Raw genomic sequence first — 19536 nt, 5'->3', positions numbered from 1 at the left:
TCGCCGCCACCGTTGTTAGAACGGCTGATCGAGGACGCACAGAAAATCCATCAGCAACGACCGATACTGCAAGAGACGCTCGCTACCGCTACGCAACCGAGGTGTGAGGTCTAACTAAAGACGGATGCTTGGCTTACACACTGACTGCACCGCCATCGTGCGGTCGTATGTGCAATGGCTTTCAGTGGCTACTATCGTTGATCGTTTTCGGGAAGTTTTTTCTCCTCCGCCTCTGTCTTCACCGCACCTGTGATGTTGGTGAAATTAGAGGTATGCGAGTTTGGAGACTGGACCGGACTGCGGCAGCGTCCTTCGGTTACAACAAATTGATAGTATGGCCCGCTCTACTGCGGACACGACTCGCTCGCAACCCTGGTCTGCGACACCGACAGATGAGACCTTCTCGGCGTTGGCGACCGACGAAGAGGGGCTTTCGTCCAGCGAGGCAGAACGCAGACTGTCGGAACACGGGACAAACGAGATCCACGAGGCCGAACGGACATCGATCCTCGATTTACTCCTCTCTCAGTTCCGTAACCCGCTCATTTATCTTCTTGTGGTGGCGGCGCTTTTGTCACTCGGCACCGGGCTCATTCCCGGAGGTGAGCCAAGCTACACTGAGGCGGTGTTCATCGCACTCATCATCGTTGCTAACGGAGTATTCGGGTTCGTCCAGGACTACCAGGCCACCAGGTCTATCGAAGCACTTCGCGAACTCGCCAGTCCGGATGCGACCGTCCTCCGTGACGGAGAGAAACAGTCGATCGATGCCGAACAGGTCGTCCCGGGGGACGTGGTCTATCTCGAACAGGGCGACGCGATTCCGGCTGACGCCAGAGTATTCGACGCCGAGGAGTTACGGACGAACGAGTCCCCACTCACTGGAGAGAGCACGCCTGTTGAGAAGACGACTGAGTGCATAGCCGAAGACACACCGCTGGCCGAGCGCCGCAACATGGTCTACAAGAATACGACCGTCGTGAAGGGCCGAGGTAGAGCGGTCGTCGTCGAGACAGGCATGGAGACGGAAGTCGGTGGAATCGCCACCCAACTGGACGAGGCTGACGACCGGCAGACGCCGTTTCAGACCGAAGTCGAACACCTCGGCAAGCAGATCGGGGCGCTCGTCGTGTCGTTGATCGTCCTGGTCGTCGGTGTCCAATTCCTGTTCACGGCGACGGAACCGACCGCGATCCTCCTCGTTGGCATTACCCTCGCCGTCGCGGGCGTCCCGGAGGGACTCCCCGCAGTCGTGACGTTCACGCTGGCACTGGGTGCACGGGAGATGGTCGACCGGAATGCGCTGGTTAGACGGCTCCCGGTCGTGGAGAGCCTCGGCTCGGTCGACGTTATCGTCACCGACAAGACGGGTACGGTAACGGAAAACCGAATGACTGTGACACGACTCTACGCTTCCGGAGCCGTCGTTGACCTGTCTGAATCGAACTCGAAAGCAGCGAGTAGTGACGGTGACGACCAGCGGGTTGCTGCTAACGGCAATCACGGGCGTGAGCCAGACGTTGCCCCGCTATTGCGATGTGGTGCTATTTGCAATAACGTCGACCGAACGGGAGACGGCGAGTATCGCGGTGAGCCGACCGAGATCGCGCTCCGGCGAGCGGCGGACGACGCGGATATCGACCCAGTCGGAGACCGGATCCGGGAGATCCAGTTTTCATCGGAGCGAAAGCGGATGACCGTTATCGTCGAAAACGGGGAGCCGACGGCCTACATGAAGGGGGCACCGGAGACCGTCCTGGAGCGATGTGACTCTGTCCTCGAAGACGGTGACGTGACCGAACTCACCGATGAAAAGCGGCGAGAAATTCTCAACCGAACGCAGTCGTTCGCAGCGGACGCGCTCCGGGTGCTCGGTTTCGCGTCGAAACCCGTTGAGGATCCGTCGGCCGACGCGGATGGGATCGAGGACGACATGGTGTTTCTCGGCTTACAGGGGATGCTCGATCCTCCCCGAGCGGAAGTCGAAGACGCAATCGCGGACTGCCGGTCGGCTGGCATTCGAACGGTGTTAGCGACTGGAGATAATCTCACGACGGCACAAGCCGTCGGCGAGCAAATCGGGCTCGACCCGGATGGCGCCCTGACGGGTGGTGACATCACCGAACAATCCGCCGACGAACTGGGGCGAACTATCGAAGACGTGGACGTGTTCGCCCGGGTCGAACCGGACCACAAGGTCCGCGTTCTGAACGCGCTCCAGGACAGCGGACACAACGTCGTGATGACGGGCGACGGCGTCAACGACGCGCCGGCACTCACGCAGGCAGACGTTGGGGTGGCGATGGGACAGCGCGGCACTGATGTCGCTCGGCAGGCCTCTGACATGATTCTACAGGACGACAATTTCGCCACGATTCGTGACGCCATCCGAGAGGGACGAGGCATCTTCGAGAACGTGCGCAAGTTCGTCAACTACCTCGTCTCGACCAACACCGGCGAGGTACTGGTGGTGTTTCTCGGCGTGTTACTCGGCAGTTTGCTCTTTCCGTCACAGTTCTCGGGGACATCGCAAGCGTTGATCTTGACGCCGATCCTGATTCTCTGGATCAACCTCGTCGCGGATACGCTTCCCGCGCTCGCGCTTGGCGCTGACCCACACGCGGATGGCCTCATGGATCGGCCACCCCGACCCACCGACGAGGGGGTGATAAACACGCGCGTGCTCGTGTCAATACTGACGATTGCGGTCCTGTTGGCGGTGACAGGTCTAGGTGTCTTTTTCTACGCTCTCGACCGTACGGGGTCGCTCCTCCGCGCTCAGTCGCTCCTGTTTACGTTCATTGTCGTCGTCGAGCTGATCCGAATTCAGGTCATCCGCTCGCGGTACGACCAGACGCTTCGCTCGAACCTATGGCTCGTCGGTGCGATCGGCGTGTCGCTCCTCGTCCAGCTCGCAGTCCTGTACACGCCACTTCACGAGTTCTTCCAGGTCGTTCCACTCTCCCTCGTCGAGTGGGGGTGGATCGCCGTTGGATTCGTTGTGTTCCTCCTGCTCAACGTCGTCTTATCCGCGCTGAATAGCCGAATCTTCGAATCGCGGGTGTCAGAATGACCTGCTCTCTCTCGTCGCTGGTCGGGTTGTTCTGGATTTCTGCCGCCGATCTGGCACACCAACACTGGGGACACGGCTCGGAGATCTGTTGTTCGACTGATTCCGAACGGTCGGTCAGTCGATGTGTCTCTCGTCGATCTGGGTCCAGTTATCCAAGCCAACGCGAAGAGCGGCTTTGAGTGCGCCGAGGACGACGGGACCGAAGAACAGTCCCATAATCCCGAATGCGTACGCTCCTCCGAGGATACCGAGGAGGATGACGGCAGGGTTGAGCTTCGCGTACCTGTCGACGGCGAACGGACGGAGATAGTCGTCGGTGAGCCCAACCACGATGACGCTGTAGACGAATAGTCCGACGGCGAACAGCGGTTCGTCCGTGAGATACAGGTAGACTACTGCCCCGCCCCAGACGGGGATCGCACCGACGAGCGGAACCATCGCGAGAACGATCATGACGGCCGTCCAGAACAGCGCATTGGGAACGCCAGTAACGACGAGTCCGACTCCGGCGACGACCCCCTGGACGATGGCGACGAAGACGTGTCCGAAGAGAACGCCCCACATCACGTCGTTGATCTCGCCGTAGAGGTCGCGCTGGATATCCATTGGGAGGGGGACCGTTTGGTGGAGCCAGTTGACCAAGTCATCACCGTCTTTGAGAAGGTAGTAGACGAGAAAGAGCGCTAACGCGATTCCGATGAGGTGGAAGGTGATCGTCCCGAACGCTTGGGTCGACCGTTCGAACACGATCGTCCCGATCTCCTGTCCTGAGCTGACGATTTCGCCGGCGACGTCGATCTCTTGCCCGGTGAGTTCCTCGATTCGGGATTCGACTACCTCGATCTGTACCGAGCCAGTGTCGACGTCTCGGAGGATCCGGTCGGCACTATCGACGACCGTCGCGAGGACCACCACGAACGGGGCGACGAATCCAGCAACTGCCAGAGTCACGAGCGAGAGTGCGGCGACCATCGGCGATACATACGCTTCGAGGCGGACCTGCAGCGGATTGAGCATGTAGGCGAGGAGCACGGCACCGAGGACGTACTGCAGAAACGGCTGGATCAGCATGGCCGATAGCACGAGGAGGATAACGACGAGGGCGAGGACAAACCCCTTGCTGAGGTTCACAACTGTGAATTCGTCGAGCGATGTGATAAAGATCCCACATCAACCCCGAGTCAGACCGCTCGAAACCGAGTATGCGCGGTAGAGAGTGTTTCTAACGACCTTCGCACCGCCGTTATGTCAGCTTAGGTCGACGCCTGCTGATCGAGGGGATCTTCGAGTTCGCCCATTACCGCTTCGAGAGTGTCCGTCGCGGTGAGGAGGCCGACGATTTCACCGTCCTCGAGGACGAGTGCGAGCTCCTGGTCCTCGGCCTGGAACTGATCGAACGCGTCGCTGACGTTCGTCTCCGCCGCGAGCGTCATCGGGGGTGCCGCGATCTCGGTGAAGGAGATGGCGCCGTCCACGAGGCCCTCGTACTGGTCGATGATCGACGGTGCATACACGATCCCGTGGAAGTCCGTCAACTCCTCACCCACCAGTGGAAATCGGGTGTGGGGAGTGTTTCGGATACGATCGAAGTTCTCTTCCACCGAGAGAGTGGTCGAGAGGGCAATAATGTCGTCTGCCGGAACCATAATCTCACGAATCGGGAGTTCGTCGATGTCGAGTGCGCTGAGGACTTCCTCGCGGCGCTCCTCCGGGAGCTCACCCTCTTCCAGAAGCGAGTGCAACCGATTGCGAAGCTGGGCTCGTGATTCGAGGACTTCCTCTTCGGTTTCCAGCCACGCCCCGGTCATCTCGATGCCGAACAGCTTGAGCGTGGCTTTGGCGATCCAGTCGCCGAGCGTAATGAGCGGAGAGATCAGCCAGTTGAACCAGTACAGTGGCGTCGCCCCGTACCGGCACACCATCCGGGAGCGCTCGACGCCGAGGTAGGTCGGCGTCTGCTCGCCGTGTGTGAGGTGCAGGAGATTGATGATCCCGAACGCGATTATCGCACCCGCTCCGATCGACGCGAGCGGTGTGGTGGCGAAATACGGCTCGAACAACGCCGCCAGTGCGGGCTCTGCGACGATCCCGACCGCGATACTCGATGCCGTGATCCCGACCTGACAGGTCGTCAGATAGATCTCCAGATTCTGTGTCATTTCCCACGCCCGTTCGAGGGCAGGACTTCCGTCAATGAACTCTTGTTCGCTGAACTGTCGAGCGCGCGTCAACGCGAACTCGATAGCGACGAAAAAGCCGTTGGTCAAGATGAGAACGAGACCAGCGACCAGGCGGAGGCTAAGCTCAAGCGGGGTCATTATGGCCTGCTACCGAATTCCCGAAGTAAATAAGCAAGGAAATATGGTAGTCGGAAGACATCTCGCAGAACCGCTACTCTTCTCGAACCGTGATGACGGGTACTGGTGCGGAGCGGACGGTCTTTTCTGCGACGCTTCCGAGGAGTATTCGATCACTTCCGCGCCTCCCGGTCGTTCCCATGACGACGGCGTGGATATCGTTCGATTCGATAGTATCGAGTATCACCTCGATGGGGGATCCGCGTTCGACGTGCCGGACAGCGTTCGAAACGTCGCGTGTCTCTGCTTCCGACACGAGGCCGTCAACGGCATCGGTCGCGGCCTGTTCACGTTCCCGTCCCGAAATGGCCGAGCGAACGTCCGGACCCAGCGACGTATCGTCGACGACGGACAGCACGTAAACGCTCGCATCGAGAGCCGCTGCGAGTGAGAGGCCATATTCGGCAGCGTGGGTCGCACCAGGGCTCCCGTCGGTCGGGAGGAGGATGTTCTCGTAGGGGAACACCAGTTGTTCGTCGGGCTGCATCCGTACTGTCAGAACGGGGATGGCAGACAGACGGACGACCTTCTCCGTGACGCTTCCCAGAAGGTATCGTGACACCCCTTCCCGGCCGTGAGTCGGCATCACGACCACGTCGTGGTCGTATCGCTCAGCGTACTCGACGATTGTCGGCGCTGGAGTCCCCTGGACGACGTCGGAATCGTGGTCGACACCGAGTGTGTCCAGTGTCTTCTCGGCTTCCTCGACGATGTCTTCGCCTTCCTGAACAAGCGCATCAACGACCTGGGTTTCGACGACGGTGACACTCTCGCGTCTCGTATCCGCGACGAACAGAATATGGATCGTGGCGTCGGCCCAGTGTCCGATCTCCGCAGCGTGATGCAGGGCCGCCGCAGCCCCATCGCTTCCGTCGAACGGGAGCAGAATGTCCTGATACATCTCTATTGTGAGTACCTACGCACATCACGTTCAAATGGCTTGTCACCACCTGTAGCGGCGTAGTATCTACCATTCGATTCCGACGCCCGAGCCCACGCACCGGCACCTGCGACACTCGGCCGATTTTCGAACTTTTCCACTGAACCTGCTACCCACCGATCCGAGCGGTACCGCGGTTGTGTCAGCATTGAGAGAAGCTATTGCAACCTGTCGATAGTACCCTCTTCAGAGGCTGTCGACGAACCCGTCGAACGCGCCGTTCGCCGGGTGGACGTGACAGTACGTGCCGAGCGTCTGGTATTCGGTGAGTCCGTCCGTCCCGTCGGCGATGCCGTCCCCGCGCTCGACGTCGAACGCGAACCGTGCATCTGAATCCACGTCTGCACTGGAGTAGTGGAACTCGTGCCCGCGGAGTATTCCGTCAGTGTCGGCGGTCAGCGTCTTTCGGCGCGCCCGGAGCCGGACGTGGTCGAGTGCCTGATAGCGCTCGCACATCTCGAATGCCGCCGGAAGGACGCCGGCCATCTCGTAGCTGTCTCCGTCCACGGTCGTCAGCGTCTCGCCGAGCGCCATGAGACCGCCACACTCGCCGAACACCGGTAACCCGTCGGCCGCCCGCGTCTCGATGCTGTCGAGTGCGGAACTGTCTGCGAGCGCCTCCGCGTGTAGTTCCGGGTAGCCGCCGGGGAGGTAGACGCCGTCACAGTTCGGGAGGTCGTCCCCTGCGGTCGGTGCGAACGTGACCACGTTTGCGCGTTCGCGGAGTCGCTCGACTGTCGCCGGGTAGGCAAAACAGAACGCCGCGTCGCTGGCAACTGCGATGCGCGCGTCGGTCCGCGGTCGCTCCGGTGACTCTGTTGCCGGCGGTGGTGAGCGTGCGAGTTCCACGATGCGCTCGGTGTCGATGTGCTCGCTCGCGGCGGCCAGTGCGTCGTCGTCCAGCGGCGATTCGTCGCCCATGTGCAACCCGAGATGGCGGCCGGGGATTTCGAGGTCCCCGCGCGGCGGGATACGACCGAGGAATGCGATACCGTCCGGCAGTGCCTCACGGATGCCTTGCTCGTGGCGGCCGCCGTGTGCGCGCTGAGCGAGGACGCCGACCACGTCGATATCCCGGCCTGCCGTCGCGGCGTACTCCCGGAAGCCGAGCACGGTCGCGGCGACGCTCTCCATCCCGGCGCTGGCGTCGACGACGAGCACGACCGGCAGGTCGAGTGCCTCGGCGACCATCGCGGTACTGGAGCCGTCGCCGTCGTACAGCCCCATCACGCCCTCGACGAGGCAGATGTCTCCCTCGCTGCGGGCGTAGTTTCGCCGGATACCGTCCTCACCCTGGAGCCAGCAGTCGAGCGTCCGCGACGGCCGCCCGGCCACGGCCCGGTGGTGGCTCGGGTCGATGAAGTCCGGGCCGGCTTTGGCCGGTTGCACGTCGTACCCGGCGTCAGAGAGTGCCCTGATACACGCCAGCGTGGCGACGGTCTTCCCGACGCCCGAACTCGTCCCACCAAGGACGAGGCCGTTCATTGCTCCTCCTTGGCGTCAAGGACGCGGTAGTCCTTCCGAACGACCTGTCCCTGCGGCGGACCTGTCTCTGCCGTCTCGTTGTCGCCATCGCCTTCTCCTCTATTACCACTCAATTCGGGCAGTTCGCTGCATCTTGTCAGCAGTCCCGGCGAACTCGTCACGCCGAGCAGGGATTCACGCCTGTCCATATGCGGACAGCTCTGAACCGTGTCTTCTCATTTTAGGTATCAAGGTAGTACGTCATCTATCACAATGTACGCGGTTACTTGCTGACTGTTCCAGTACCGAGGGCGACGATGGTCACTCCAGTTGCTCTGCGACGATATCGTCGGCGGCCTCGATGAACTCCTCTTCCGCACCGGCGGGGACGGTCGCACCGGCAGCCACGTCGTGGCCACCGCCGTCGCCGCCGACGGACTGGGAGGCTTCTCGCATCACGACAGAGAGGTCCAGTCCCTGGCCGACCAGCCGGGCAGTCCCGCGGGATGAGACCTTCGTCTCCTCGTCGTTCTTCTCGGCGAAGGCGAGTATCGGCCGGTCGGGGTCGACGCCCTCGACGCCCAGAGCCATCCCGGCGACGATGCCGACGATGGTCTCTCGAATCTCGTCGCCGGCGTCGAAGTACTGGACGTGCTCGGCGCGCTCGACGCCCTTCGATTTGACCTGCTGGAGGCCGTCAGAGAGGTTTCGGCGGTGATTCTGGAGGAGCTTCCGTGCTCGGTCGAGCGCGCCCGTGCGGTCGCCCAGACAGACGCCCAGTCCCACGTCGGCCCGCTCGTAGCGCGCGGTGGCGTTCAGGAGTGTGGAAAACTCGCTTGCGTCACGGAGCTCTGTCCCCTCGGGTTCGTCGACGAGCGTGTACGTCGTCCCAACTAGCTGGTCGACCTTGTTCGCCGGGACGCCCCGCTTGAGGGCATGCTGGACGAGCGCGCTGGCGACGGTCTGCTGTTCGTCGTCGGTGAGGTCGACCCAGCGCCGCCACTCGCCGTCGGCCCGTAGCTCCACGTCCAGCCCCTCCAGAAACGAGACGGTCCCGGCCTCGTCGTTGGAGATGCCGGGAATCCGGACCTCGCTGGCGTATTCGAGCAGCTTTGGGAGTGGGCGGGTCTGCTTGCCGTAGAAGGCGAGGTCGGTCCCCTCCTTGAGTGCGCCGGCCGCGATACCCTCCTCGACGATGTCGCGGTTGGCACCGACGAGTTCGCCGCCGACCGCCTGCATATCGCCGACGGCTCCGACGACCGCCAGTGCCGCCAAATCGCGGTTGTCTGTCCCGTCTTCGAGCGCGCGGGCCAGCAGGTAGCTCGCGCCGGCACCGGAGAGCTCCGACGCGCCGTTGATACCCTCCAGTAGCGGGTTGAGGTGGAACTCGGTCTCCCTGTCGGCGGGCTGGTGGTGGTCGGCGATGACCGGCTGGAAGTCGCCGGCGCGTTCGTGTTCGGCGATGATATCGAGCTGCCCGCTGCCGAAGTCCGTAAAGAGGACAGTGTCGAACTCGCGGGCGGCGATGCTGGCGATTTCGTCGGCGTCGAGCTGTTTCTTGAAGACGACGTCGTGGGTGATATCGGCCCGCTCCAGTCCGGTGGAGGCGATTGCGGCACTGGTCAGGCCATCGGCGTCGATGTGTGAAGCGAGCAGGACGCTGTCGGCCTGCCGGAGTCGGTCGGCACAGGCGGTCGCGCGCTCGCTGAGGTCGGGCACCGGTCCCATCGTGGCGAGGTAGGACCGTCTTCGGACTTAAGCTTCCGGTCCGTTCCGGGTGCGCCAGACGACGACTCCGACCAGCGCCACGCCGACGATAGCGCTCCCGGTCAGCAGTCCCCACGAGGCTCGATAGGAGAGGGTGTCGGCGAGCCAGCCGAAGGCCGGCGGGGCGACCAGTGCACCGGCGTTGAGCGTCGTCTGCCCGCCAGCCGTGGCGGCTCCGACTTCGCTGTCGTCGACGAGCGCGGACATGCAGGTGTAGTAGAGGCCGGGAAACCCCAGTACGGTGAGGCCGATGCCGGCGACGAGGACGAACGCCACGGCAGTCGAGACCGGGAGTGCGAACCCGCCGAGCAGGACCGCACCGATGGCGACCTGCCCGGTGAGCAGCGTCGCGGCGGAGCGCGCTCGCCCCCAGTCGGTCCGTCGTTCGAGTCGGTCGGCGAGGTCACCGATTACGACCCGTCCGACACTGGCGGTCACCTGCAGGAGGACGAACCCGATGCCGGCGAGACTGGCCGCGACGCCGACTGATTCGGTCAGATACAGCGTGAGATACCCGACTGTGGTGAACAGCGCCGCACCCAGAAAGAAGCCGGCGAGGACCAGCGCGACGTAGGGGCCGTTCGCCCGCAGACCGGCGATATCCGGAGTCGTCAGTCGACCGTCGCCGGGATGAGCGGGGTAGCCGGCGGCGAACAGTCCCGCGACTACCACCGCGCTCGCGCCGAGTGCGACCAGTCCGGCCGTCCAGGTGGCGACCATCGGCGCGAGCGTGACCACGACGACAGCCGAAAGACCGCTGCCGACGGTGACACCGACCTGTTTCAGTCCGAGTGCGACCCCCCGGACGTCGGACGGCACGCCGACGACGATGGCCCGGTTACCCGCAGGCATCGCGGAGGCGTACGCGCTCCCGAGTGCGAAGGCCGCGACGAACAGCACCGCGACCGACGGCGCGATGGCGACGGCGACGGCACCGGCTCCGAGCGCTGCGAGGCCGCCGACGAGCATCGGTCGCTCTCCGTAGGCGTCGACGGCGGCGCCGCTGGGGAACAGAAAGAGCGTGTAGCCGAGCGTCATCGTCGTCACGACGACGCCGACGAGAAACCGCGAGAGGCCAAACGTTTCGCGGACGAACGGTGCGGCGGCGAAGACGGCGTAGTAGCAACTGCTCGCGACGATTTGCCAGGCGGTGACTACCGCGACGAACCGGCGAACGTCCCCGCTCACTCGTCGAGGAACTCGATGGCCGCGCGCGCCAGCTGCTCGAAGTCCGCATCGGCCGGTACGACGTCGACCTCGATACCCAGCGCTTCTGCAGTGTCCTTCGTCGGTGGGCCGATCGTCCCGACGACGGCGTCGTTCAGCCCCGCGATTGCGTCGTCTCTGACGCCGCGCTCGCTGGCGATGTCGACGAAGTGCTCGACCGTCAGCGAGGACGTAAAGAGTGCGCCGTCGAGGTCGCCGGAAACGGCCCGTTCGACCGACACACCGGCACCGTCGGGACGGACGAGTCGATAGAGAATGGTTTCGTGGACGTACGCACCAGCAGCTTCGAGACCGTCGAGCAACACGGCGGAGCCGTGATCGCTTCGGGCGACTTCGAGACGCGCGCCGTCGACCTCACCAGCGAGGCGGTCGACCAGTCCGCGCGAGGTAAACTCCTCGGGAACGATGTCGACGGCGTACCCCGCCTGCTCGAGTGCGTCGGCGGTCGACTCGCCGATGGCACAGACGGTGGTTCCTGCGGGGTCCCATCCCTGCGCTGCGGCGAGCTCGACGCCGGTTTTGCTGGTCAGAATCACGTAGTCGGCATCCGTTCGGGGTGTTGTACCGCCCGGCTCGACAGCCAGCATCGGGTCGCCGAGCGGGTCGACGCCGAGCGATTCGAGCGTTTCGACTGCGGCGGTGAGTCGGTCGTCGTCGGGTCGGAACACTGCAACGGTGGGTCGTGTCTCTGTCATCTGTTTGGTTCGTTCTGGAGAAAGTCGACGACGCGCTCGCGCGTGCTGGCGACGCCGCCGATGACGGTCAATGCGGGCGGTTCGATACCGACTGTGTCGCGGGCCTCGACGATGGTTTCGAGGGTACCAGTGGCGACTTTCTGGGCCTCCCACGTCGCGCGTTCGACGAGCGCAACGGGGGTTTCGGGGTCCATCTCGGCGGCCATCAGCGCTTCGGTGTACTCGGGTAATCGGGTGACGCCCATCAGGACGACGATGGTGCCACCAGAGGCGGCGAGTGCGCCCCAGTCGACGGCCGACTCTTCTTTCGTGGGGTCTTCGTGACCGGTGACGAACGTCACCGACGATGCGTGGTCGCGGTGTGTGACGGGAATTCCCGCGACTTCGGGGCCAGCAATCGCGGACGTGACGGCTGGCACGACTTCGAAGTCGACGCCGTGGTCAGCGAGATACACCATCTCCTCCCCGCCGCGACCAAACATCATCGAGTCGCCGCCTTTCAGCCGAACGACGTTCTTGCCTTCCTGGGCAAGTTCGACCAGGCGGTCGTTGATGTACTGCTGGGAGGTTCCTTTGCCGTGGGCGCGCTTGCCAACATCTTCGCGTTTCGTCTCGGGGATCTCTTCGAGGATATCGGGACCTGGCAGTTTGTCGTGGAGGATGACGTCTGCCTCCTCGAGCAGGCGCTGTGCTTTGACGGTCAGCAGTTCCGGGTCGCCGGGGCCGCTGCCGACGAGGTAGACCGTCCCCTCACTCATTGGTCACGTTTCGCGTCGTCTGGCTGGTCGCGTTTCGCGCTGTCGATGAGCGTCCTGGCTCCTTGCGCCGCGAGGTCCTCGGCAAACGTTGCGGCGGCCTCGGCGTGGCGCTCGACCGGGATGTCACGGGTGGCCGTGACCTCCTCGCTGCCGTCCTGTGCGAGGACGCGCACCGTCGTCGTGACGACCTCGCCCTGGAGGCGGCTGTAGATGCCGATGGGGGCGACACAGCCGCCGCCGAGCTCCCCCAGGATTGTTCGCTCGACGGTCGTCTCGACCCGTGTCAGCGGGTGATCGAGCACCTCGTGGAGCGACTCGGCGAGTTCGCCGTCGAGTGCGGTCACCGCGAGCGCGCCCTGGCCCGGTGCGGGCACGAACTCCGTCGGGTCGAGACGCTGGTAGTCGAGGTGGTGGAGGAGGCCGCTCCGCTGGAGTCCCGCTTCGGCCAGACAGATCGCGTCGTACTCGCTGTCGACGTCGCGTTCGAGCGCGCGGCGCTCGATTTCCGCGAGGTCGTTGAACCACTCCTCGACGGTCCGTTCGTACTCCGGTTCGTCGCCGGCATCGTCAGCGTCGTCGTCTGCTGACTCCTTTTCGCTTTCTGTTTCGGCGTCGACGCGCGCTTCGTGTTCGCGCTGCCGACTCGGTGCGAGGAGTTTCTCGACGCGCGTGTCGACGTTGCCCCGGAGCGGTTCGATGGAGAGGTCCGGCCGCTCGGCCAGCAACTGTGCGCCCCGGCGGAGACTCGACGTGCCGACGGTCGCTCCCTCCGGGAGGTCCGACAGCGTCGTTCCGTCCGGCGTCACGAGCACGTCGCCGGGCGCGGCCCGTTCCGGGATGCCCGCGACCACGAGGTCGCCGGGCTGGTCGGTCGGCATGTCCTTCATCGAGTGGATTGCGCCGTCCAGTTCCCCGTCGATGACCTTCTCGTCGAGACTGCGGACGAAGGCACCGGTCGTCCCCAGTCGGTGGATGAGTTCGTCGCGGAGTTGGTCGCCGGTCGTCTCGACTTCGACCAGTTCGGCCGAGAGCCGACGCTGCTCGAGCGCTTCGATGACCGTACTGGCCTGTCGGAGCGCCAGATTCGACCCCCGCGTCCCGAGACGGAGCGTCCTACCGCGTGCGTTCATTACCCACCTCTCCTCGGTCAGGAGTGAAAAGCACACCACTTCTGGTCGGTCTCTGCGAGGGCGTCACCAGGGTTCGTCTTTCAGTCCGAGGGCGTACGCGATACCGTTCGTCGCGACGTGTAACACCGGCGTGAGGACGATTACGACAGTGATCACGGGGAGCGTGAAGGTGTCGCTGAACCAGCCGGGGTTGGCCAGAAACGCGAGCACGAGCGCGCCGACGACGAAATCGAGCTGGTCGAGGCCGGGGAAGGGCGCACCGCGCTCGCGGCCGGAGCGGCGTTTCAGAAACGATGCACCGATGTCGCCGAGCATTGCGCCCAGCGGCAGGGCGACGAGGGCGGAATCGGGGAAGATCGGGAGCGAGACGCCGAGCACGTCACCAGCGGGGTCGGCGAGCTGGTTGAGCGCGAGCGCCACCAGCATCCCGGTCCCCCAACCGGCGATGGTACCGCGCCACGTCTTGCCGTCGCCCAGCACGCGTCGGCCGCCCCAGGTTCGGCCGCCGTCTATCGGTGCGCCGCCGCCGAAGAGCACGGCCGCATTGTTGGGGACGTAGGCTGGGAGCATCGCCCAGAACGCCGTCGCGACGATTTCGAACACTGCCATTGTCGGCGCGTCACACCCCCGCACCTTAATCGACGGGGTTTGCCGAAACTGTCGATACTGACTTGCGTCGGGGGACCCAATTTCGGGTATGCTACCGCCGCTGGCGCGTCGCTTCGTCGCTGGCGAGTCGGCTGCCACCGCGCTCGAACGCGCCCGTCGACTGGATGAGGACGACATCGGGACGATACTGAACCTGCTCGGCGAACACTACCACGAGCGAGCGCCGGCCGATGCAGACACGGAAACCTACTGCCGGCTCATCGACGACATCGGCACGACCGACCTGCGCGTCTGTCTGTCGGTCAAACCCTCGCAACTTGGGCTGCTTGTCGGCGAGGACGTGTTCCGGGAGAACCTCGCCCGAATCGTCGAGCGGGCCGCCGGTCGGGATATCTTCGTCTGGTTGGACATGGAAGACCACACGACGACCGACGCGACTCTCGACGCGTTCGAACGCCACGCCGGCGAACACGCCGTCGGCGTCTGCGTCCAGGCCAACCTCAAACGGACGGGCGACGACCTCGAACGGTTGGCGGGTCTGCCGGGCAACGTCCGACTCGTGAAGGGGGCGTACGACCCACCGGCCGATATCGCCCACCAGTCGACCGCCCGCGTCGACCAGGCCTACGAAGCCCATCTGGAATACATGTTCGAACAGTTCGACGACGGTATCGCGGTCGGGAGTCACGACCCGGCGATGCTGGCGCGAGCGGCGACGCTCCACGACGAGTACGGGATGCCCTACGAGATTCAGATGCTGATGGGTGTCCGGGAGGACGCCCAGCGCGATCTCGCCGGGCATCGCGAGGTGTGGCAGTACGTTCCCTACGGCAGTCGGTGGCTCTCGTACTTCTATCGGCGGGTGACAGAAAATGTCGGCAGCGCAAAATTCGCACTCCGGGCGCTTCTGGGTTGAGACTGCCGACTGTCCGTTCGTGGATACTCTCGGCACCACAGGACGCCCAGTCTCTCTGAGATGGTCCAGCCGCTAGTATGAAACGAATAGACTGATTACCGTCCACTAGCCAGACAAACATAATGGGGAGTTGGAAACGCGATTTCGCGAGTGGGCTCATCATTCTCACGCCGCTACTGATAACGCTGTTCGTCGTCGTCTGGATATTCAACCAGCTCGCCGGCCTCCCGGTCCCTGTCGACGACGTGTACGCACGCGTGGCCCTGACGCTCGCGGTCTTCGTGTTGCTCGTTTTCGCCATCGGCTACCTGATGCGGACGGCCGTCGGGGCCGTCTTCGAGAGCACGCTGGACAGCCTCATCAACAGGCTGCCGGGGCTGCGGGTGGTCTACAACGCCTCGAAGATGGCAGCCGAGACCGCACTCGGCGGGACCGAGAACCTCCAGGCGCCGGTCAAAATTGAAACCTGGGACGGGATGCGCATGACGGCGTTCAAAACCGGTCAGAAAACCGACGACGGTCGCGACTTGCTTTTTCTTCCGACGGCACCCAATATCACGACGGGATACGTCATCGAAGTCGAACCAGACGAGTACACCGAGACCGACGAGAGTCTCGAAGATGCCCTGACCCGCGTCCTGAGTGCTGGCTTCGGTGAAAACAACGAGACTGGACTCTCCCAACTACTCGACGGACAGGACCGGCTCGCGTCCGGCGAAACGGACGCCGAACAGCAGGTGTCAACTGACGATGCGGAAGGCGTGGCTACGAGCGAGAACGGTGACACGAGCCGGTCAGACGGTGACGACACCCACCAGTCCGAGCCGTCGGGCTGATCAAACCCGCCGCCGTCACTGTTATATCCTTTGACTCTCGACATCAAACACCCTCTGACACGAAGGCATAACGTTAGTGGGATACATCACGGTCCCGTTATACTTATCCGGGATGACTTCTAACTCCCAGCTATGCCAGAAACACGGCGGGTGCTCGATGCCGACGGGTTGGCGACGCTGAAAGAGCTCGCACTCCTCGGCGCGCTGGACGGCGAGGAGAAGCTGTCCTGTTCGGCACTCGCAGAGCGTCTCGGCGCTTCGACGCAGACCGCGTCACGGCGACTCCAGCAACTGGACGAACTCGGCTGTGTCGAGCGGGACATCGTCAGCGACGGACAGTGGGTCCAGATTACCAGCGATGGGGAGCGCCGTTTGCAGACCGAGTACGCCGACTATCGTCGGCTGTTCGAACAGGACGCCAGCGTCTCGTTGACCGGTGTGGTGACCAGCGGGATGGGCGAGGGTCGTCACTACATCACGCTCCCGGGATACATGGCGCAGTTCCGCGAGTTGCTCGGCTACGAACCCTTCGCCGGCACGTTCAACATCGATCTCACCGAGGAGAGCATCCGGCGGCGTGCCCACCTCGGTGCTATCGACCCGGTTGTCATCGAGGGTTGGGAAGACGACGAACGGACCTACGGCCCGGCGTACTGTTACCCGGCGACGGTCGTCGCCGACGACCGCTACGAACCGGCACACGTCATCGCGCCCGAGCGGACCCACCACGGCGACGACCACCTGGAGGTCATCGCTCCGGATCGCTTGCGCGATACGCTGGAACTGCAAGACGGTGACGAGGTGACTGTCGATGTCGAGCAGCGGTGACACGCCCCGGCCGACAGACGGCGTCAGCGCGGCCATCGAAGCGTTCCGTCACGGACAACCGGTCTGCATCCACGATGCGGCCGACCGCGAGGGCGAAACGGACCTCGTCTACCCCGCGGATGCGGTCACACCGGATGCAGTCGCGCGTATGCGAAACGACGCCGGCGGACTGGTCTGTGTCGCCGTCTCCGACGCGGTGGCATCGACCTTCGGGCTGCCGTTCGTCCAGGACGTACTGGAACACCCTGCGGCGGCCGACCACGACCTCTCGTACGACGACCGCTCGTCGTTCTCGCTGACGGTCAACCACCGCGACACCCGCACCGGCATCACCGACGAGGACCGCGCGCTGACGATTACCGCGCTCGCAGACGCTGCGGCCGAGCCGACGGGGACGGACTTTGCCGACACGTTTCGGGTGCCGGGTCACGTCCACGTTCTCCGCGGTGCGCCGAACCTGCTCGTCGACCGCGAGGGGCACACCGAACTCGGGCTCGCACTCGCGGCGGACGCGAACCTGCCTCCGGCAGTGGTCGTCTGCGAGATGCTCGACGACGAGACGGGTAGCGCGCTTTCGCCCGCGGCCGCCCAGGCGTACGCACAGCGCCACGACATCCCCTACGTCGAAGGCGCGGCGCTGGTCGAGCGGTTCTCGTAACTGCCCTGCTAGTTTCGCGCGACGAAGATTTCGCCGGGGTCGAGGTCTGTCATCGGTGGGGTCGACTCCCCAGTTTCGATTCGTTCGAGGGCAGCGTCGGCGACGGCCGCAAACTCCAGGTCGTAGTCGTCTCTGCGGGCGCGGATGTCTTCGGTCGCAGCCTCGGCACGGAGGATGCCGAGCGCGTAGCAGGCGTCTCTGCGAACGATCTTGTCGTCATCGTCCAGCCGATTCCGGAGCTCTGTCACTGCTGGTTCGATATCCACGTCCGCACGGCCGAGTTCCGCGAGAATGCGAACGGCGCCCCGACGGGTCTTGCTGTGGTCGGCGTCGACCAGCACCGTGAGCTGTGGAATTGCCGCTTCGAGCGCGACGGGGTCGTCGATTGCCACGTCGACCAGTGTCTCCAGCGCGTGCTCGCGCGTGTATGCATTCTCAGTCTCGAGCAGTGCGAGCAGTCGGTCGGTCGCCTCACCGACCAGCGCCGCGTTGTCTTCCGAGAGCGTCGCGAGCGTCCGGACGGCGTACTTCCGAACGTCGGCATCGTCGTCGTCCAGTCGTGCCGCCAGTCGGCTGATGACTGGGTCGGGATAGGCGTCTCCCAGCACTGAGAGCGCCTGAATCGCGCTACCGGCTTCGTGTCTATCTCCACTGAAGAGATCGACCGTGGTGTCGACGGCCTCGACGAGCCGTTGGTCCTCGGCGTCCAGCAGTTCGACCAGCGTCTGTGCGACGCGTTTCGACCCGGGCTGGTCCTCTTTCCCTAACCGGGCTGTTAGCGCCCCGACCGGCGGCTCACTGAACGCCGCCACGTCGGCTTCGACCAGCCGCTGAACCACCATAATCGTGCTGGAGCGAACGTCCTCGGCGTCGTCGGAGAGGTAGGTGAGGATGCGCTCCCCGTCGCCGGCCAGTCCGTCCGGGTCTGCTTGCGAGTACTGGACCAGACCGCGCGCCCCCAGTCGACGAACGTCCGCAGCGTCTTCGTCTTCACTGGCGGACTCCGGGTCGGCGTCGAGTCGCTCGAAGATGTCCTCGATGTCCACCTCTCCGGGTCGGTCCGCGCATCGTTCGAGGAACGCTCTCTCTGCCTCGTCGAGTGATACACCCTGCCCACCACTGGCTCGTTCAGCCATCAGTAGGGGTGATACAGACGCCACAGTATATATCTGGTGTGTGTTGTCAGGGCGCTCACTCGACGCGCTGGATACGTCCTCGAGTGCGCCCGGACCGTCAACACTCTTAACGATGGCCACAGATTGTGGGATATGGACTTCGACGAGACAGATGTTTGGGACAGACACGCGAGTGCGGACAGTCGCCGGGGTGGGTGGCCATGAGCGACCGGCCGGAGATGTACGAGGGCGTCGACACCATCTGGATGGACGGCGAGTTCGTCGACTTCGAGGATGCACAGGTCCACGTGCTCACTCACGGCCTCCACTACGGCACCGGTGTCTTCGAGGGTGTGCGCTGCTATGACACCGCAGACGGTCCCGCTATCTTCCGCTGGGAGGAACACCTCGACCGGTTCTACGAGTCTGCGAAACCCTACGACATGGAGATTCCGTTCGAACCCAAGGAGATTACCGAGGCGACGGTCGAACTCATCCGTCGGGAGAATCTTGATTCCTGTTACATCCGCCCGGTGGCGTTCTACGGCTACGGTCCGCTCGGGCTGAATCCCGGCAATTCGCCGGTCCAGACTGCGATTGCCGTCTGGCCGTGGGGCGCCTACCTCGGCGAGGAAGCGCTCGAAGAGGGCGTCGACGTGGCCGTCTCCTCGTGGCGCAAACACGCCTCCAGCCAGATTCCGACGAACGCGAAGACGACCGGTGCGTACGTCAACAGCGTCCTCGCCAGTCTGGAGGCCAAGGGCAACGACTACACCGAGGCGATCGTCCTCAACAAAGAGGGCAACGTCGCCGAAGGACCGGGCGAGAACATCTTCCTGGTCCGCGACGGCGAAATCTACACGACTGGCCTCGCGGAGTCGATTCTCGACGGTATCACCCGCCGGTCGGTCATCGAGATTGCCGAGAATCTGGGCTACACTGTCCACGACGACGCGACCATCTCCCGAAGTGAACTCTACACTGCTGACGAACTGTTCTTCTCTGGGACTGCGGCCGAGGTCACGCCGATTCGCAGCGTCGACGACAACGAGATCGGCGCGGGCACGAAGGGACCGGTCACCGACGAGATTCAGACCGAGTTCTTCGATATCGTCGAGCAGGCTCCGGCGGCGTACGACGACTGGTTCTACCCGGTCTAGTCG

Annotated in this window: 18 protein-coding genes; 6 read left to right on the top strand and 12 right to left on the bottom strand. The window is 63.8% G+C overall.

The features are described from left to right. Window positions 1–334: 334 nt before the first annotated feature. A complete protein-coding gene (locus tag WDJ60_RS17465) occupies window positions 335–3073 on the top strand; it encodes a cation-translocating P-type ATPase (RefSeq protein ID WP_340102002.1) in 2739 nt (912 codons plus the stop codon). 114 nt (window positions 3074–3187) lie between these two features. Here WDJ60_RS17465 and WDJ60_RS17460 read toward each other — a convergent pair whose 3' ends face one another. From WDJ60_RS17460 to WDJ60_RS17410, 11 genes are all read right to left on the bottom strand, one after another. After that, window positions 3188–4204, bottom strand: a complete 1017-nt coding sequence (locus WDJ60_RS17460) for an AI-2E family transporter (protein WP_340102000.1) — start codon at window positions 4202–4204, stop codon at window positions 3188–3190. Window positions 4205–4326: 122 nt separating this feature from the next. Then, window positions 4327–5391 (bottom strand): hemolysin family protein, encoded by a 1065-nt coding sequence (locus tag WDJ60_RS17455; RefSeq protein ID WP_340101999.1) that lies wholly within the window; start codon window positions 5389–5391, stop codon window positions 4327–4329. A gap of 73 nt (window positions 5392–5464) precedes the next feature. Next, window positions 5465–6331, bottom strand: coding sequence for a universal stress protein (locus WDJ60_RS17450; protein ID WP_340101998.1), 867 nt, complete (start codon window positions 6329–6331; stop codon window positions 5465–5467). A gap of 225 nt (window positions 6332–6556) precedes the next feature. After that, window positions 6557–7855, bottom strand: coding sequence for a cobyrinic acid a,c-diamide synthase (locus tag WDJ60_RS17445; RefSeq protein ID WP_340101997.1), 1299 nt, complete (start codon window positions 7853–7855; stop codon window positions 6557–6559). Further along, window positions 7852–8043, bottom strand: a complete 192-nt coding sequence (locus WDJ60_RS17440; RefSeq protein WP_340101996.1) for a hypothetical protein — start codon at window positions 8041–8043, stop codon at window positions 7852–7854. Before WDJ60_RS17440 ends, WDJ60_RS17445 begins: the two co-directional genes overlap by 4 nt. A 112-nt stretch (window positions 8044–8155) precedes the next feature. Beyond that, entirely contained in the window at window positions 8156–9562 is a 1407-nt protein-coding gene (locus WDJ60_RS17435) for a DHH family phosphoesterase (protein ID WP_340101995.1), read from the bottom strand. 27 nt (window positions 9563–9589) lie between these two features. Further along, a complete protein-coding gene (locus WDJ60_RS17430) occupies window positions 9590–10789 on the bottom strand; it encodes an MFS transporter (protein ID WP_340101994.1) in 1200 nt (399 codons plus the stop codon). Continuing rightward, on the bottom strand, window positions 10786–11523 hold the full coding sequence (locus WDJ60_RS17425; protein WP_340101993.1) for a uroporphyrinogen-III synthase: 738 nt from the start codon (window positions 11521–11523) through the stop codon (window positions 10786–10788). Before WDJ60_RS17425 ends, WDJ60_RS17430 begins: the two co-directional genes overlap by 4 nt. After that, window positions 11520–12281: a uroporphyrinogen-III C-methyltransferase gene (gene cobA / locus WDJ60_RS17420; protein ID WP_340101992.1), complete on the bottom strand. Its 762-nt coding sequence runs from the start codon at window positions 12279–12281 to the stop codon at window positions 11520–11522. Before cobA ends, WDJ60_RS17425 begins: the two co-directional genes overlap by 4 nt. Continuing rightward, on the bottom strand, window positions 12278–13411 hold the full coding sequence (hemC, locus tag WDJ60_RS17415; protein WP_340101991.1) for a hydroxymethylbilane synthase: 1134 nt from the start codon (window positions 13409–13411) through the stop codon (window positions 12278–12280). Before hemC ends, cobA begins: the two co-directional genes overlap by 4 nt. A 63-nt stretch (window positions 13412–13474) precedes the next feature. Next, on the bottom strand, window positions 13475–14020 hold the full coding sequence (locus tag WDJ60_RS17410; RefSeq protein WP_340101990.1) for a CDP-2,3-bis-(O-geranylgeranyl)-sn-glycerol synthase: 546 nt from the start codon (window positions 14018–14020) through the stop codon (window positions 13475–13477). Between the two features lie 88 nt (window positions 14021–14108). On the opposite strand from WDJ60_RS17410, the gene WDJ60_RS17405 reads away from it, so the two are divergent. The 4 genes from WDJ60_RS17405 to ribB all read left to right on the top strand — a co-directional run bounded on the left by WDJ60_RS17405 (window position 14109) and on the right by ribB (window position 17258). Then, window positions 14109–14936, top strand: a complete 828-nt coding sequence (locus WDJ60_RS17405; RefSeq protein WP_340101989.1) for a proline dehydrogenase family protein — start codon at window positions 14109–14111, stop codon at window positions 14934–14936. 122 nt (window positions 14937–15058) lie between these two features. Then, a complete protein-coding gene (locus WDJ60_RS17400; protein WP_340101988.1) occupies window positions 15059–15772 on the top strand; it encodes a DUF502 domain-containing protein in 714 nt (237 codons plus the stop codon). 132 nt (window positions 15773–15904) lie between these two features. Next, window positions 15905–16600, top strand: a complete 696-nt coding sequence (locus WDJ60_RS17395) for a DUF120 domain-containing protein (protein WP_340101987.1) — start codon at window positions 15905–15907, stop codon at window positions 16598–16600. Beyond that, window positions 16584–17258: a 3,4-dihydroxy-2-butanone-4-phosphate synthase gene (gene ribB / locus WDJ60_RS17390; RefSeq protein WP_340101986.1), complete on the top strand. Its 675-nt coding sequence runs from the start codon at window positions 16584–16586 to the stop codon at window positions 17256–17258. The genes WDJ60_RS17395 and ribB overlap by 17 nt, the downstream gene beginning before the upstream one ends. 8 nt (window positions 17259–17266) lie before the next feature. Here ribB and WDJ60_RS17385 read toward each other — a convergent pair whose 3' ends face one another. Further along, window positions 17267–18394: a HEAT repeat domain-containing protein gene (locus WDJ60_RS17385; protein WP_340101985.1), complete on the bottom strand. Its 1128-nt coding sequence runs from the start codon at window positions 18392–18394 to the stop codon at window positions 17267–17269. 200 nt (window positions 18395–18594) lie between these two features. Between WDJ60_RS17385 and WDJ60_RS17380 the strand changes: the two genes are divergently transcribed. After that, window positions 18595–19533 (top strand): branched-chain amino acid transaminase, encoded by a 939-nt coding sequence (locus WDJ60_RS17380; RefSeq protein WP_340101984.1) that lies wholly within the window; start codon window positions 18595–18597, stop codon window positions 19531–19533. Window positions 19534–19536: the final 3 nt, after the last annotated feature.

The sequence above is a fragment of the Salinibaculum salinum genome, from assembly GCF_037645885.1.
Classification (GTDB): domain Archaea; phylum Halobacteriota; class Halobacteria; order Halobacteriales; family Haloarculaceae; genus Salinibaculum; species Salinibaculum salinum.
Note: the sequence above shows the minus strand (reverse complement) of the source record. Positions and strands in the feature narration are given on the sequence as shown.